The sequence below is a fragment of the Deinococcus actinosclerus genome, from assembly GCF_001507665.1.
In the GTDB taxonomy this organism is placed as follows: Bacteria; Deinococcota; Deinococci; order Deinococcales; family Deinococcaceae; genus Deinococcus; species Deinococcus actinosclerus.
This window is the reverse complement of the sequence record NZ_CP013910.1, coordinates 1,721,721-1,735,641: the sequence shown is the minus strand read 5'-3', so window position 1 is coordinate 1,735,641 and position 13,921 is coordinate 1,721,721. Positions and strand designations below refer to the sequence as shown.

General features: G+C 67.0%; 9 protein-coding genes and 1 pseudogene. 8 read left to right on the top strand and 2 right to left on the bottom strand.

Annotated features, from left to right (window positions below):
* The first annotated feature begins 34 nt into the window (after positions 1 to 34).
* The 6 genes and pseudogenes from AUC44_RS08475 to AUC44_RS08450 all read left to right on the top strand — a co-directional run bounded on the left by AUC44_RS08475 (position 35) and on the right by AUC44_RS08450 (position 7,573).
* Positions 35 to 1,828 (top strand): ABC transporter substrate-binding protein, encoded by a 1,794-nt coding sequence (locus tag AUC44_RS08475; RefSeq protein ID WP_062158232.1) that lies wholly within the window; start codon positions 35 to 37, stop codon positions 1,826 to 1,828.
* A gap of 86 nt (positions 1,829 to 1,914) precedes the next feature.
* Positions 1,915 to 2,901, top strand: coding sequence for an ABC transporter permease (locus AUC44_RS08470; protein ID WP_062158231.1), 987 nt, complete (start codon positions 1,915 to 1,917; stop codon positions 2,899 to 2,901).
* A gap of 10 nt (positions 2,902 to 2,911) precedes the next feature.
* The gene (locus tag AUC44_RS08465) at positions 2,912 to 4,051 is read left to right on the top strand and encodes an ABC transporter permease (protein ID WP_062158230.1); all 1,140 of its coding nucleotides are present in this window, start codon (positions 2,912 to 2,914) and stop codon (positions 4,049 to 4,051) included.
* 59 nt (positions 4,052 to 4,110) lie between these two features.
* Positions 4,111 to 5,156 (top strand): annotated as a pseudogene (locus AUC44_RS08460) (ABC transporter ATP-binding protein).
* Positions 5,153 to 6,169 carry an ABC transporter ATP-binding protein gene (locus tag AUC44_RS08455; RefSeq protein ID WP_062158229.1) on the top strand — a complete coding sequence of 339 codons (1,017 nt, stop codon included), beginning with the start codon at positions 5,153 to 5,155 and terminating at the stop codon, positions 6,167 to 6,169. Before AUC44_RS08460 ends, AUC44_RS08455 begins: the two are co-directional and overlap by 4 nt.
* A gap of 114 nt (positions 6,170 to 6,283) precedes the next feature.
* On the top strand, positions 6,284 to 7,573 hold the full coding sequence (locus tag AUC44_RS08450) for a DUF4139 domain-containing protein (protein ID WP_062158228.1): 1,290 nt from the start codon (positions 6,284 to 6,286) through the stop codon (positions 7,571 to 7,573).
* 360 nt (positions 7,574 to 7,933) lie between these two features.
* Here the strand turns inward: AUC44_RS08450 and AUC44_RS08445 are convergent, their stop codons facing one another.
* On the bottom strand, positions 7,934 to 8,674 hold the full coding sequence (locus AUC44_RS08445; protein WP_062158227.1) for a methylenetetrahydrofolate reductase: 741 nt from the start codon (positions 8,672 to 8,674) through the stop codon (positions 7,934 to 7,936).
* On the bottom strand, positions 8,671 to 12,438 hold the full coding sequence (gene metH, locus AUC44_RS08440) for a methionine synthase (protein ID WP_062158226.1): 3,768 nt from the start codon (positions 12,436 to 12,438) through the stop codon (positions 8,671 to 8,673). The genes AUC44_RS08445 and metH overlap by 4 nt, the downstream gene beginning before the upstream one ends.
* Positions 12,439 to 12,816: 378 nt before the next feature.
* Between metH and AUC44_RS08435 the strand changes: the two genes are divergently transcribed.
* A complete protein-coding gene (locus tag AUC44_RS08435) occupies positions 12,817 to 13,587 on the top strand; it encodes a type 1 glutamine amidotransferase domain-containing protein (protein WP_062158225.1) in 771 nt (256 codons plus the stop codon).
* Positions 13,584 to 13,886 carry a putative quinol monooxygenase gene (locus tag AUC44_RS08430; RefSeq protein ID WP_062158224.1) on the top strand — a complete coding sequence of 101 codons (303 nt, stop codon included), beginning with the start codon at positions 13,584 to 13,586 and terminating at the stop codon, positions 13,884 to 13,886. The genes AUC44_RS08435 and AUC44_RS08430 overlap by 4 nt, the downstream gene beginning before the upstream one ends.
* Positions 13,887 to 13,921 lie beyond the last annotated feature (35 nt).

The window sequence follows — 13,921 nt, the reverse complement described above, 5'->3', positions numbered from 1 at the left end:
GTCGTATTTCCTTTCACGCACCCTGGAGGACCCCATGAAAAAAGCCCTGTTCCTGATGACCGCCCTGGCCCTGACCTCGGCCGCGTCTGCCGCGCCCTTCGTGTACCCCGCCAGCTGGACGAGCAACAAGGCCAGCGACGTCAAGACCGGCGGCACGCTGCGCACCGTCAACCTTCAGGACTTCAAGACCCTGAACCCCTTCGTCACGGCCGAGAGCCCCAGCCTGGTCGGCTCGGGCGGCACCCTCAACGCGGGCTCGCTCCTGACCCAGGACCCCATCACCGACGACTACATCCCCTACATGGCGGAGAAGTACACCCAGTCGGCCGACAAGCGCACCTTTACCTTCGACATCCGCAGCGGCATGAAGTGGAGCGACGGCAAGCCGATCACCGCTGACGACTGGATCACCAGCTACACCCTGCACAGCAACAAGGACATCGGCAGCAACAGCTACGACTCCTTCTTCATCAACGACCAGCCCATCAAGGTCAGCAAGGTCGACAACAACACCATCCGCGTGGTGTTCCCCAAGCCCGACGTCACCGCGCTGGAATTCCTGACCGGCTTCGAACCCGAACCCACCCACGTGTTCATGCCCGTCTTCAAGGCCAAGGGTGCCCAGGGCATCAAGGACATGTGGACGATCAGCACCAGCCCCTCCGACATCGTCACCAGCGGGCCCTTCATGCTCGACCGCTACGTCCGCGGTGAACGCGCCCTGCTGAAGAAGAACCCCTACTTCGGCGAGTGGAACAAGGACAGCGCCGGCAAGAGCCTGCCCTACATGGACGGCGTCCAGATCAACATCGTGGCCGACGCCAACGCCCAGCTGACCCAGTTCCTGGCCGGCAACGCCGACGTGTACAGCCCCGGCAACCGCGACCAGCTCGCCCAGGTGAAGGCCGCCATCGACGGCAAGAAGATCGACGCCAACCTGATCGCCAACGCCAGCGCCCGCGCCAGCAGCGACTTCATGGTCTTCAACATGGACGACAGCGCCACCTTCAAGACCAAGCTGTTCAGCAACGTCAAGTTCCGCCAGGCCATGAGCATGCTCATCAACCGTGACGCCATGGTCGACCTGACCCTCGGCGGCCTGGGCCAGCCCACCTACACCGGTGTGTACCCCGTGTACAAGGACTGGATCCCCAGCGGCCTGGACAAGTACAAGTTCAACCCCACCGCCGCCGCCAAGCTCCTCGCGGAAATCGGCTTCACCAAGAAGGGCGCCGACGGCATCCTGGTCGACAAGGCCGGCAACAAGGCCGAATTCACCCTGATCACCAACGCGGAGAACACCCGCCGTCAGGGCTTCGCCAAGATCGTCCAGGACGAGGCCAAGAAGGTCGGCGTGAAGGTCAACACCAGCTTCATCGCCTTCAACCAGATGACCGCCCTGCTCGACGCCCGCGACAACTTCGGTCGCCGGAACTTCGACGCGATCATCATCGGCCTGACGGGCGGCGGCAAGGTCTTCCCCGTGTCCGGCCCCAACGTCATCGAGTGCAAGGACCTGCCCGAAGGCGGCAACCTGCACATGTTCAACCAGAGCAGCAAGTGCCGCTTCCCCTTCGAGACCCAGACCATCAACCTGTACTGGAAGGGCCGCGCCGAGTTCAACCTGGCCGCCCGGAAGGCCATTGCCGGCCAGATCCAGAAGATCGAAGCCGACAACCAGCCCTACATCCAGCTCGCCGCGCAGACCGTGCACTTCAGCTGGACGAACCGCACCCAGGGCGAACTGCCCCGCGCCGCCGTGAACTCCCTGAACGCCAGCACCCTGTTCGGGCCGCGCCTGCTGGAAATGACCTGGATCAACCGCTGAGCGGCATCCTGAGCTGACGATCACCACATATCGGGGCGCGGAGCCGCAGCACAGGCTCCGCGCCCCTCACGCTGAACGAGGTCACCGTGCTTCAATACATCACGCGGCGAGTGCTGCAATTCATTCCCACCTTTCTCCTGGCGACCCTGCTGGCGTTTCTGATCACGCAGGCTGCGCCAGGGGACTTCCTGTCGGCGCTGAAGGAGAACCCCAGCGTGCGCCCCGAGACGATCGCCCGGCTGCGTGAACGCTTCGGCCTGGATCAACCGGTGCTCGTGCAGTACTTCTACTGGCTGAAGAACATGCTCTTCAACGGGTACCTCGGTGAATCCTTCCAGTACCACCGGCCCGTGACCGAGATCATCGCCGGCCCCTTCCTGAACAGCCTGATCCTCGTGGCGATCAGCACTGTCCTGCACTTCGCGGTGTCCATTCCGATCGGTGTCTACAGCGCCATGCGGCCCTACAGCCTCGGAGACCGCTTCTTCACCACCATGGCCTACCTGGGTCTGGGCGTGCCGTCCTTCTTCTTCGGCCTGCTGGCCATCTACGCCATGCTGAAACTCAAGCAGAGCTTCGGCTGGGACCTCCCGCTGGGCGGCAAGTCGAGCTCGGTGCTCTCACCCGATATCGGCGAGTGGCGCCGCTTCTGGGACGTGTTCCTGCACGCGCTGGTGCCCAGCATCATCCTGGTGCTGCGCGGCATCAGCAGCGAAAGCCGCTTCATCCGCGGCCAGATGCTGGAAGTCATCAACCAGGACTTCATCCGCACCGCCCGCGCCAAGGGCCTCGCGGACCGCAAGATCGTGTACAAGCACGCCTTCCGTCTGGCTGTCATTCCCACCATCGCCGGTCTGGGCGGCCTGCTCCCGGCCCTGATCGGGGGCGCCGGCTTCCTGGAAATCGTGTTCAACTGGCCCGGCCTGACCCCGCTGCAGCTGACCGCCCTGAACAACCAGGATCTCTACATCCTGATGGCCGTCACGGCCATCGCCACGATCCTGTACATGGTCGGCAACCTGCTCGCCGACCTGCTGCTGGCCACTGTGGATCCGCGCATCCGGTACTCGTAAGGAGCCTGCCTTGACCACCACCACCCCCGCGGCCACGCCGCAACCCAAGAAAAGTCAGAGCCAGTGGAGCATCGTCCGCACCCAGTTCTTCCGTAACCCCCTGGCGCGCGTCGGCATGGGGCTGCTGGCCTTCCTGTACCTGCTGGCCCTGTTCGCGGGCTTCCTCGCGCCCTACGGCCTGGCCGAGTACAGCACCAGCGAGCGCATCTCCTGGGCGCCGCCCACCACCGTGCACTGGCGTGACGCCAACGGCAAGTTCGGTCCCTACGTGTACGGCCTGAAACGCGACATCGACATGGAGACCTTCCGGGACAAGTACGTCGAGGACACCGCCACGGTCTGCCCCGTGAAGTTCTTCGTGCGGAACCCCGATATTGAGGGCCGCAGCTACAAGTTCCTGGGCTTCATTCCCAGCAACCTGAAACTCTTCGGCGTGGACGCCCCCTGCAAGCTGTACCTGTGGGGCAGCGACAACTACGGCCGCGACCAGTTCTCGCGCATCATGTACGGCTCGCAGATCAGCCTGACCATCGGCATCCTGGCCGCCGTGCTGTCGCTGGGCCTGGGCCTCGTCCTGGGCGGGATGTCCGGGTATTTCGGCGGCGTGACCGACACGGTCATCATGCGACTGGTCGAGGTGCTCAACGCCATCCCTGAACTCTTCCTCCTGATCCTGCTGCGCGCCATGTTCCCCGTGAACGCCAACCCCATCGTGGTGTTCTACATCGTGGTCTTCCTGCTGGCCTTCGTCTCGTGGGGCGGGATCGCCCGCGTCGTGCGCGGCCAGATCCTCTCCGGCCGCGAGCAGGACTACGTGCAGGCCGCGCGGGGCCTCGGCGCGTCCGACAGCCGCATCATCGGCCAGCACCTGCTGCCCAACAGCGCCACGTTCATCATCGTGGCCATGTCCCTGGCCATCCCCAGTTACATCCTCACCGAAAGCGGCCTGAGCTTCATCGGGATCGGCATCGTCGAACCCTACGCCTCGTGGGGCAGCCTGCTGTCGCTGGCCCAGGCCGGCGGGTTCGAGACGCTCGACGCGCGCCCCTGGGTGATGCTGCCGGGGCTGTTCATCGTGCTGGCCGTCCTGGGCTGGCAGTTCGTCGGCGACGGTCTGCGCGACGCGTTCGACCCACGCAGACGCCGCTGACACGCCGAATCGCCTAGACCACGTAGTATGATTGCCAACGTGTTAATAACGGAGGAACAATGACCCACCAGGGTGAAGTCCTGCTGGCCGTGAACGGCCTGAAAACTTACTTCAGTACCGACGACGGTGTCGTGAAGAGCGTCGACGGCGTGACCTTCCACATCAAGAAGGGCGAGACCCTCGCCGTCGTGGGTGAATCCGGCTCCGGCAAGAGCGTTACTAGCCTCTCGGTCATGCGCCTGATCCCGACCCCCCCGGCAAGATCGTCGAGGGCGAGATCCTCTTCACCGGCAAGGACGGCGTTCAGAAGAACATCGTCACGCTGAGCGAAGCGGACATGCGCAAGATCCGTGGGAACGACATCTCCATGATCTTCCAGGAGCCCATGACCAGCCTGAACCCCGTGTACACCGTCGGGGATCAGATCGCTGAAGCCGTCATGCTGCACCAGGGCAAGAACAAGAAAGACGCCATGGGCGTCGCCACCGACATGCTGCGCTTCGTGGGCATCCCCGCCCCCGAGAAGCGCGTCAACGAGTACCCGCACCAGATGTCTGGCGGGATGCGCCAGCGCGTCATGATCGCCATGGCGCTGAGCTGCAAGCCCGCCCTGCTGATCGCCGACGAGCCCACCACCGCGCTCGACGTGACCATCCAGGCGCAGATTCTCGACCTGATGCGCAACCTGCAAAAAGAGGTCGGGATGAGCATCCTGTTCATCACCCACAACCTCGGGGTCGTGGCCGAGATGGCCGACCGCGTCGTCGTGATGTACGGCGGCCGCGTGGTCGAGGAAGGCGACGTCGTGGACATCTTCCAGGCGCCCCGCCACCCCTACACCATGGGCCTGCTCAACAGCATTCCCCGCCCCGGTGAGCAGGAGCACGTGCCCGGACAGCCCAAGGGCCGCCTGGAAGCCATTCCCGGCAACGTCCCCAACCCCCTGAACCTGCCCCCGGGCTGCGCCTTCGAGCCCCGTTGCAAGTTCGCCGTTCCCGACTGCTCCAAGGCGGTGCCCGCGCTGGAAGACACCGGGCACGGCCACATGGCCCGCTGCATCCGCTGGCGCGAGTTCGCGCAGGCGCAGCGCGAGGTGACCGCATGACCGCCGTCAGCAACCAGACCCGCCGCAGCATGCCCGCCACGGGCGACACCCTGCTGGACGTTCAGAACCTCGAAAAATTCTTCCCGATCCGCGGCGGCCTGCTCTCGCGCGTCGTCGGCAACGTCAAGGCCGTCAACGACGTGTCCTTCAAGATCGGTCGCGGCGAAGTGGTCGGCCTGGTGGGCGAGTCCGGCTCCGGCAAGACCACCGCCGGGCGCGCCATCCTGCGCCTGATCGAACCCACCGGCGGGCAGGTGCTGTTCAACGGCACCGACATCACCAAGCTGTCCAAGGGGCAGATGCGTGACTACCGCCGCGAGATGCAGATCATCTTCCAGGATCCCTTCGCGAGCCTGAACCCCCGCATGACGGTGTCCGACATCATCGGGGAGGCCATGCAGATCCACAACTTGCACCCCGGCAAGCAGCGCGTCGACCGCATCGCCGAACTCCTGCAGAAAGTCGGCCTGCGCCCCGAGCACATGCGCCGCTACCCGCACGAGTTCTCCGGCGGGCAGCGCCAGCGCATCGGGATCGCCCGCGCCCTGGCCGTGGACCCCGCGTTCATCGTCGCCGACGAGCCCGTCTCGGCGCTGGACGTGTCCATCCAGGCGCAGGTCGTGAACCTGCTGCAGGACCTGCAGGAAGAACTGGGCCTGACCGTGCTGTTCATCGCGCACGACCTCGCAGTTGTCGAGTACATCTGCGACCGCATCATCGTGATGTACCTAGGCCGCGTGATGGAGATCGCGCCTAGCCGCCAGCTGAACCGCAACCCCAAGCACCCCTACACCGAGGCGCTCCTCTCGGCCGCGCCCGTGCCCGACCCCACCGTCAAGCGCCAGCGCATCATCCTGGAAGGCGACATTCCCAGCCCGATCAACCCGCCGTCGGGGTGCGTGTTCCGCACCCGCTGCCGCTACGCGATCGCCGACTGCGCGAACATCGTCCCCGAACTGCGCGAGGTGAGCCCCGGCCACTTCAAGGCCTGCATCCGCGACGACATCCTGTAAGCCGTCCGGTCTGCACGAACAGCCCGCCGTCCCACCCCGGGGCGGCGGGTTTTCTGTCCCGTTCCTGACGCACGCTCTCACATCTCATATTGAGCGGCGGGTCACCATCCAGACATGAAAAACAGCCTGTCAGTCGCCCTCGCGACCGCCGCCGCCCTCGCCCTCGGAACCGCCAGCGCCGCCGACTTGCGCATTTACCCCAGCTTCAGTGAGGTCCGTGAACCCGTCACCGCCGACACGACCACCCTCCGCCTGAACCTGCCCCTCGACACCTGGCAGAACATCCTGTCCGGCAGCCTCGACCTCGAAGGCCTGAGCTTCACGCAGGCCATCCAGAAACAGGAAGCGAACTGGCTCAGCAGCCTCGAAGGCCAGACCGTCTACCTGCGCCGCGACGGCAAGACCGAACCCGTCACCCTGATCCGCGCCCGCGACCTGCTCGTCAAGGACGCCCAGGGCCGGTACTTCACCGCCCGCTACGAAGACCTCCAGTTCGACGCTGCGCCCCCCGCCAACCCACAGGCCCCCACCCAGAGCGTCACCTACACCCTCGCGCAGCCCGGCAAGGGCACCCTGAGCTACCTCACCCGCGCCGTCACCTGGACGCCCCGCTACACCCTCAAGGCCAGCAGCGGCGGCGCGCAGCTGAGCGCCCTGGCCGACATCCGCAACACCACCGAACAGGCCTACGACGTCCAGAACACCGAACTCTACGCCGGGGACGTCACCATCCAGAACCAGCAGGAGGCCGCCTACATGATGCGCGGCGCCGCCATGGACGTCGCCATGCCCACCGCCGCCCCCGCACCCAAGATCGAAAGCCAGGGCGAACTGCGCGGCCTCTACCGCTACGCCCTCACCACCCCCTTCCAGCTTCCCGCCAACAGTGTCACCACCCTCCCCTTCATCACCCCCAAACTCAGCACCTTCGAGCGCTACGCCGGCCTCCAGACCTACTTCGACACCGGCACCCGCGACGGCAACCTCAACCGCTCCTACCGCCTGACAGCCGACCAGCGCCTCCCCGCCGGCCCCATCACTGTCCGCGAGGACGGCCGCATCGTCGGCCAGACCAGCATCCCCGACACCCGCCAGGGCGGCACCGTCGACTTCAACCTGGGCGAAGACCCCGACCTGAACTACACCCGCACCGTCCAGCAGACCGCCCAGACCAAAAACGCCCAGGGCAACGTCACCAAGACCACCTACAAGGTCACCTACGCCTTCGAAAGCAGCAAGGACCGCGCCATCCGCGCCGAGATCACCGAACGCATCGGCGGCCGCGTCATCATCATTGACACCATGGCCCCCGTCAAAAACCAGGGCGCCGCGAACCTGAAAGTCGACGTGCCCGCCAAGGGCAAGGTCAGCAAGAGCTTCACGGTCGTGATCGACAACAGCTGAAGCTTCAGCCGGATGTGGGCCTCTCAGGATTTCCTGGGAGGCTCATTTCGTTTGTCGCCCCACCCCCCAGCCCCCTCCGCAAGCGGCTCATACGAGTCCCCCAGGGGGGCAGGGGGAGCAGCGTTGCACTGGGCAAGAGTTTCGACTTGCGCGGCGTGTTTGTGTCGGGCGGTGACGGGTCCGGCCTCGACGCCATCCTGCCGCCCCCCGCAAGGCCCGCGCGCTGCGCGCACGACGGCCGGTGGCAGTCGGCGGTCAGGTGGGCGGTGGGACGCTTCGCTCAGCTGATCGACTCTTTGCTTCAGCGGAAGTCTGGGGTGGTCATTGGTTGCGCACAGCCAGAGCTCATAGCTCACTCGCTCAGAGAATGCCGCCCAGGTACTCCAGCACGTTCACCTTCACCGGCATGAAGTACGCGTGCTGCTCCCGTTCGCGGGCGAAGGTCAGGAGGTCACGGGCGAACGCGCGGTTGCAGTCCAGGGTGGGCGTGAACGTACGGGGGAACACCGCGTGGTTCCGGGCGCGCCAGTAGTTGAAGCTGGCCTCCGTGAGGATGCTCGTCGCGCCCCACCACACGTCCGTGCCGTCCGGCAGGAGGTCGGCCCAGGTGTCCAGCAGGCGCCGGTCGAAGAACGGCTGCGTGAAGAACCCGCTTGCGCCCGCGTCCAGCTTGCGCTCCAGGTAGTCGCGTTCGCGGACGAACGACTGCCGGTACGGGTCCAGCCCGGCATATACGCGCAGGTGCGGCGCGTCGCGGTTCAGGCGGCGGATCAGGTCCACGGCGTCCTGGTCGTACACCTTCGCGCTCATGTCGATCGGCGCGTCCCCGGTCACGACGAGCACCTCACGGAGGCCGTGCTCCTCCAGCAGCGGCAGGAACGGCAGCGGCTCACGCGGGTTGAAATCCACGGCGCGCAGGTGCGGAATCGCCGCGAAGCCCGGCCGGGCAAACCCACATCCCACCCAGGAGCGCAGCGAGTACCGCGTCAGGTCCGGCACGTTCACGGTATCCACACCGCTCAGCGCGCCCGCGACTTCCGCGATCTCCGCGCGCAGGCCGGAACGGGACCGGGGCACCAGCTCGACGGAGACGCGGGTCATGGGCGGCCACCGGCCGCCGCAGAAGGCTGAAGGTCGATGGTCGAAGGCGCGGCCCTGCCATCTGCCATCTGCCTTCCGCCATCTGCCGCTCCCGCGTCATACGCGAGGATCGGTCCGAGCCAGCGTTCGGTTTCCTCGACGCTCTGGCCCTTGCGCCGGGCGTAGTCCTCCACCTGGTCGCGGCCGATGCGGCCCACGGCGAGGTACCGCGCTTCCGGGTGCGCGAAATACAGCCCGGACACGGCGGCAGCGGGCGTCATGGCGCACGACTCGGTCAGATGCAGGCCGACCTCCTCGGCGTTCAGCAGGGTGAACAGTGTGCGTTTCTCGGTGTGGTCGGGCTGCGCGGGGTAGCCGGGCGCGGGGCGGATGCCCTGGTAGCGTTCGCGGATCAGGTCATCGTTGCCCAGCGTTTCCCCGGGCGCGTAGCCCCAGTGCCGCACACGGACGTCCCGGTGGAGTTTCTCGGCGAAGGCCTCGGCCAGCCGGTCCGCGATCGCCTTGACCAGAATGGCGTTGTAATCGTCGTGCTGCGCCTCAAACGCGGCCGCGAGTTCTTCTGCGCCGTGAATCGCCACCGCGAACGCCCCGATGTGATCCCCGTCCGGCAGGATGAAGTCTGCGAGCGCCGCGTTCGGCGTGGTCTGGTCGCGCTGCTGGCGCAGGGTGTGGAGATGCACCACGCCGGGCAGCTCCTCGCGTCCGGCGGCCAGTTCGTGCGTGTGGTGGTCGAGGGTATCGCCGGGGGTCACGTCGGGGGTGACCTGCACGGCGATGTCGTCGCCGTCGCGCGTGGCGGGCCACAAGCCGATCACGCCCCGCGCGGTCAGGAGCTTCTCGTCAATCACCCGGCGCAGGAGGGCCTGCGCGTCGGCGAAGAGTTTGCGGGCTTCCTCGCCGCGCAGGGGGTCGGTGAGGATGTTCGGGTAGATGCCCTTCATCTCCCAGGCGATGAAGAACGGCGTCCAGTCGATGAAGTCCAGCAGCTCCGCGACGGGCTGCTCGATGACCTGACGGCCCGGTTCGCGCGGGGCGGGCGCGGGGATGGGGGAGACCTGCGGCGCGCGGGCGCGGGCGTCCTCGATGGGAATCAGGCGCACCTGCCGCTCGCCGTGCCGCTCGCGCAGCGCGTCGTACTCGGCGCGGACGCGGTCCTGCATGCCCGCCGGGTCGGCCAGCAGGTCGGCGGTGGTCGTCACGGCGCGGCTGGCGTCCAGCACGTGCACCACCGCCCCCGGGTAGGCGGGGTCGATCTTCACGGCGGTGTGCGCGCGGCTGGTGGTCGCCCCGCCGATCAGGAGGGGCAGGGTCAGGCCGCGGCGGGTCATCTCGCGGGCCACGGTGACCATCTCGTCCAGACTGGGGGTGATCAGGCCGCTCAGGCCGATGACGTCCGCGCCGATCCGCTCGGCCTCGTCGAGGATCTTCTCGGTGGGGACCATCACGCCCAGGTCGGTGACCTGATACCCGTTGCAGGCCAGCACCACCCCGACGATGTTCTTGCCGATGTCGTGCACGTCGCCCTTCACGGTCGCCAGCAGTACCTTCCCCTTGCCGCCGGCCTCCTGCTTCTCGGCCTCCATGTACGGCGTGAGGTACGCCACGGCGCGTTTCATCACGCGGGCGGACTTCACGACCTGCGGGAGGAACATCTTCCCGGCGCCGAACAGGTCGCCGACGACGTTCATGCCGTCCATCAGCGGTCCCTCGATGACCTTCAGCGGCGACCCGAGTTCCTGGTACGCCTCCTCGGCGTCCTGATCGACGAAGTCCGCGATGCCCTGCACGAGCGCGTGCTTCAGGCGCTCCTGCACCGGCAGGTCCCGCCACGGGCTGCCCGCGCCGACCTCGCGCTTCACGCCCTTGTAGCGGTCGGCGAGTTCCAGCAGCCGCTCGGTGGCGTCGGGGCGGCGGGCCAGGATCACGTCCTCCACCGCGTCCCGCAGTTCGGGTTCGATGTCCTCGTACACGGCGAGCATCCCGGCGTTCACGATGCCCATGTCCAGCCCCGCGCGGACCCCGTGGTACAGGAACACCGCGTGCATCGCCTCGCGCACGTGGTTGTTGCCCCGGAACGAGAACGACACGTTGCTGATCCCGCCCGACACGAGCGCGCCCGGCAGGTTCGCCTTGATCCAGCGGGTCGCCTCGATGAAGTCGATGGCGTAGCGGTCGTGCTCCTCGATGCCGGTCGCGACCGTCAGCACGTTCGGGTCGAAGATGATGTCCTGCGCCGGGAACCCCACCTCCTCGGTCAGCAGGCGGTAGGCGCGGGCTGTGATCTCCTTGCGCCGCTCCAGATTGTCCGCCTGCCCCTGCTCGTCGAAGGCCATGACGACCGCCGCCGCCCCGTAGCGGCGCAGGAGGCGGGCGCGTTCCAGGAACTTCGCCTCGCCGTCCTTGAGGCTGATCGAGTTCACGACCGCCTTGCCCTGCACGCGCTTGAGGCCCGCTTCCAGAATCTCCCACTTGGAGCTGTCGAGCATCAGCGGCACGCGGCTGATGTCGGGTTCCCCGGCGAGCAGGTTCAGGAACTTGACCATGGCGGCCTCGCCGTCGAGCATGCCCTCGTCGAAGTTCACGTCCACGATCTGAGCGCCGTTCTCGACCTGCTGCCGCGCGATCTTCAGGCCCGCGTCGAAATCGCCCGCCAGGATCGCCTTGGCGAATTTGGGGCTGCCGGTCACGTTGGTGCGCTCGCCGACGTTCACGAAGTTCAGTTCCGGCGTGACGTTCAGCGGTTCCAGGCCACTCAGGCGCAGCACGGCAGGCTGTTCGGGCGCGGTGCGCGGCGTGATCTCGCGCACCGCGTCGGCAACCGCGCGGATGTGCTCGGGCGTGGTCCCGCAGCAGCCGCCCACGATGTTCACGAGACCCTCGCGGGCGAAGTCGGCCAGCACGCTCGCGGTGTGCTCGGGCGTCTCGTCGTACTCCCCGAAGGCGTTCGGCAGACCGGCGTTCGGGTGGACGGACACCAGCGCGTCCGTGTTCGCGGCGATCTCGCGCAGGTGCGGGCGCAGCAGGTCCGCGCCCAGCGCGCAGTTCAGGCCCAGGCTGAACAGGTTCGCGTGACTGGTGCTGATCGCGAACGCTTCCGGCGTCTGCCCGCTCAGCGTGCGGCCCGACGCGTCCGTGATCGTGCCGGACAGCATGACCGGCAACTGAACCCCGGTGCGGGCGAACGCTTCCTCGCAGGCGAACAGCGCCGCCTTGGCGTTCAGGGTGTCGAACACCGTCTCCAGCAGCAGCAGGTCGGCGCCGCCCTCGATCAGGCCCTCGGCGGCCTCGGTGTACGCGGCCACCAGATCGTCATGCGTGACGTTGCGGAATTCCGGGCGTTCCACGTCCGGCGAGAGGGTCGCCGTGCGGTTCGTCGGGCCGATGCTCCCCGCCACCCAGCGCGGCCGGCCGTCACGGGCGGTGAACTCGTCGGCGACCTCGCGCGCCAGCCGGGCGCCCTGCACGTTCATCTCGCGCGCCATGCTTTCCGTGCCGTAGTCCGCCTGACTGATCGTCGTGGAGTTGAAGGTGTTCGTGCTGGCGATATCCGCCCCGGCCTCGAAGTACGCGCGGTGCACGGCGCGGATCACATCGGGCCTGGTCAGTTGCAGCAGGTCGAAGTTGCCCCGGTACATCCGCAGGGGATCGGCGCCGTCCCAGCGGAAGTCGGCCTCGGTCAGTCCGGCCCCCTGGAGTTGCGTGCCCCACGCGCCGTCCAGGATCAGGATTCTCTTGCGCGCCTCGGCGCGGATATCGGTACTCATGGTCTACCCCTGTACAGCAGAAAGCCGCCCCTGGGCGGCCTCGAAAGTCCTTGCGCGATTGCTGCGCCGCTTCTGGGCCATCGTCCCCGCTCGCGCCATCGTCGGCGCACCCACGCGGGTCTTCTCTGAAAGCACCGAGTGCCGCAATGAGGGCCGGTTGCCACGCCATCACAGGGCAGAAAATTCCCTCCGGCGGTTCTGGATGACCACGCCCGGCAGGCGCGGTTGTGCAGAGGATAGCGCGCCGCCTGCACCGCCCGATGGGACGTGCTTGGACAGGGGAGCGCCGCCCAACCTCTTTACCCAACCTGAATGCTTTGAAAAGCAAAGTAAGGGGTTCGACAGTCCAGCCCGGCGGCGGCGCTTAAGGTGTCGCCCATGACCAAGAACATCCTCGTCGTGATGTCCAGCGAAGACCAGCTCCCCCTGAAAGGCGGCCAGACGCACGCCACCGGCTTCTACCTCAACGAATTCGGCGTGCCCGCCCACCGCCTGACCCAGGAGGGCTACGCGCTGACCATCGCCACGCCCAAGGGGAACCGTCCCCCCATGGACCACGGCAGCGACACCAAGGACTTCTTCAAGGACGAGGCCGAGCACGCGCAGATCAAGGCCTTCGTCGAGCAGACCCTCAGCGGTCCCATCCACAAGCTGAGCGACGCCGCCGCGAACCTCGACCAGTTCGACGCGGTGTTCCTGCCCGGCGGGCACGCCCCCATGATCGAACTCATGCGCGACGCCGACCTGGGCAGGGTGCTGCGCCACTTCCACGAGAAGGGCCAGCCCACCGCGCTCATCTGCCACGCACCCGTCGCGCTGCTCGCCGCGCAGCAGGACGCCGCCGCCTACCAGACAGCCCTCCGGCACGGCGAGACGCCCGCCGCGCAGGGCTTCATCTACGACGGCTACAAGGCCACCGTGTTCAGCACCCCCGAGGAACAGGACGCCGAGAAGACCTTCGAGGCCCCCATGCAGTACTACCCCGCCGACGCCCTGCGCGCCGCCGGCATGGACGTGCAGAACGGCGGCAAGTACCAGAGCCACGTCGTGCGTGACCGTGAACTCATCACCGGGCAGAACCCCATGAGCGACGAGGAATTCGTCACCGCCCTGCTCGGCGCGCTGAAGGGCGACGCGGTGAACGCATGAGCGTCATCGCCGTCCACGCCATCATCACCCCGAAACCCGAACACGTGAACGACGTGCAGGCCGAGATGCTGAACATGGTCCGGGCCAGCCGTCAGGAGGAAGGCAACCTCCGCTACGACCTGCTGCGCGAGGAGAAGGACGGCACGGTGCGCTTCCACGTGCAGGAACGCTACCGCGACCGCGAGGCCACCCAGGCCCACCGCGACAGCGAACACTACCAGGCGTACCGCGCCAAGGCCGGCGAGTGGTTCGCCAGCGCCCCGGAAGTGACGGTGCTCGAAGAGATCGACGTCGCCTGACCGGCCGGAACGGAGGCCGCCGCACGGGACTGTCC

Bases quoted from the DNA above. Each gene is read 5' to 3' on its own strand.
- AUC44_RS08475 (WP_062158232.1), top strand. From the start codon at position 35: ATGAAAAAAGCCCTGTTCCTGATGACCGCCCTGGCCCTGACCTCGGCC.
- AUC44_RS08455 (WP_062158229.1), top strand. From the start codon at position 5,153: ATGACCGCCGTCAGCAACCAGACCCGCCGCAGCATGCCCGCCACGGGC.
- AUC44_RS08450 (WP_062158228.1), top strand. From the start codon at position 6,284: ATGAAAAACAGCCTGTCAGTCGCCCTCGCGACCGCCGCCGCCCTCGCC.
- AUC44_RS08445 (WP_062158227.1), bottom strand. From the start codon at position 8,674: ATGACCCGCGTCTCCGTCGAGCTGGTGCCCCGGTCCCGTTCCGGCCTG.
- metH (WP_062158226.1), bottom strand. From the start codon at position 12,438: ATGAGTACCGATATCCGCGCCGAGGCGCGCAAGAGAATCCTGATCCTG.
- AUC44_RS08435 (WP_062158225.1), top strand. From the start codon at position 12,817: ATGACCAAGAACATCCTCGTCGTGATGTCCAGCGAAGACCAGCTCCCC.
- AUC44_RS08430 (WP_062158224.1), top strand. From the start codon at position 13,584: ATGAGCGTCATCGCCGTCCACGCCATCATCACCCCGAAACCCGAACAC.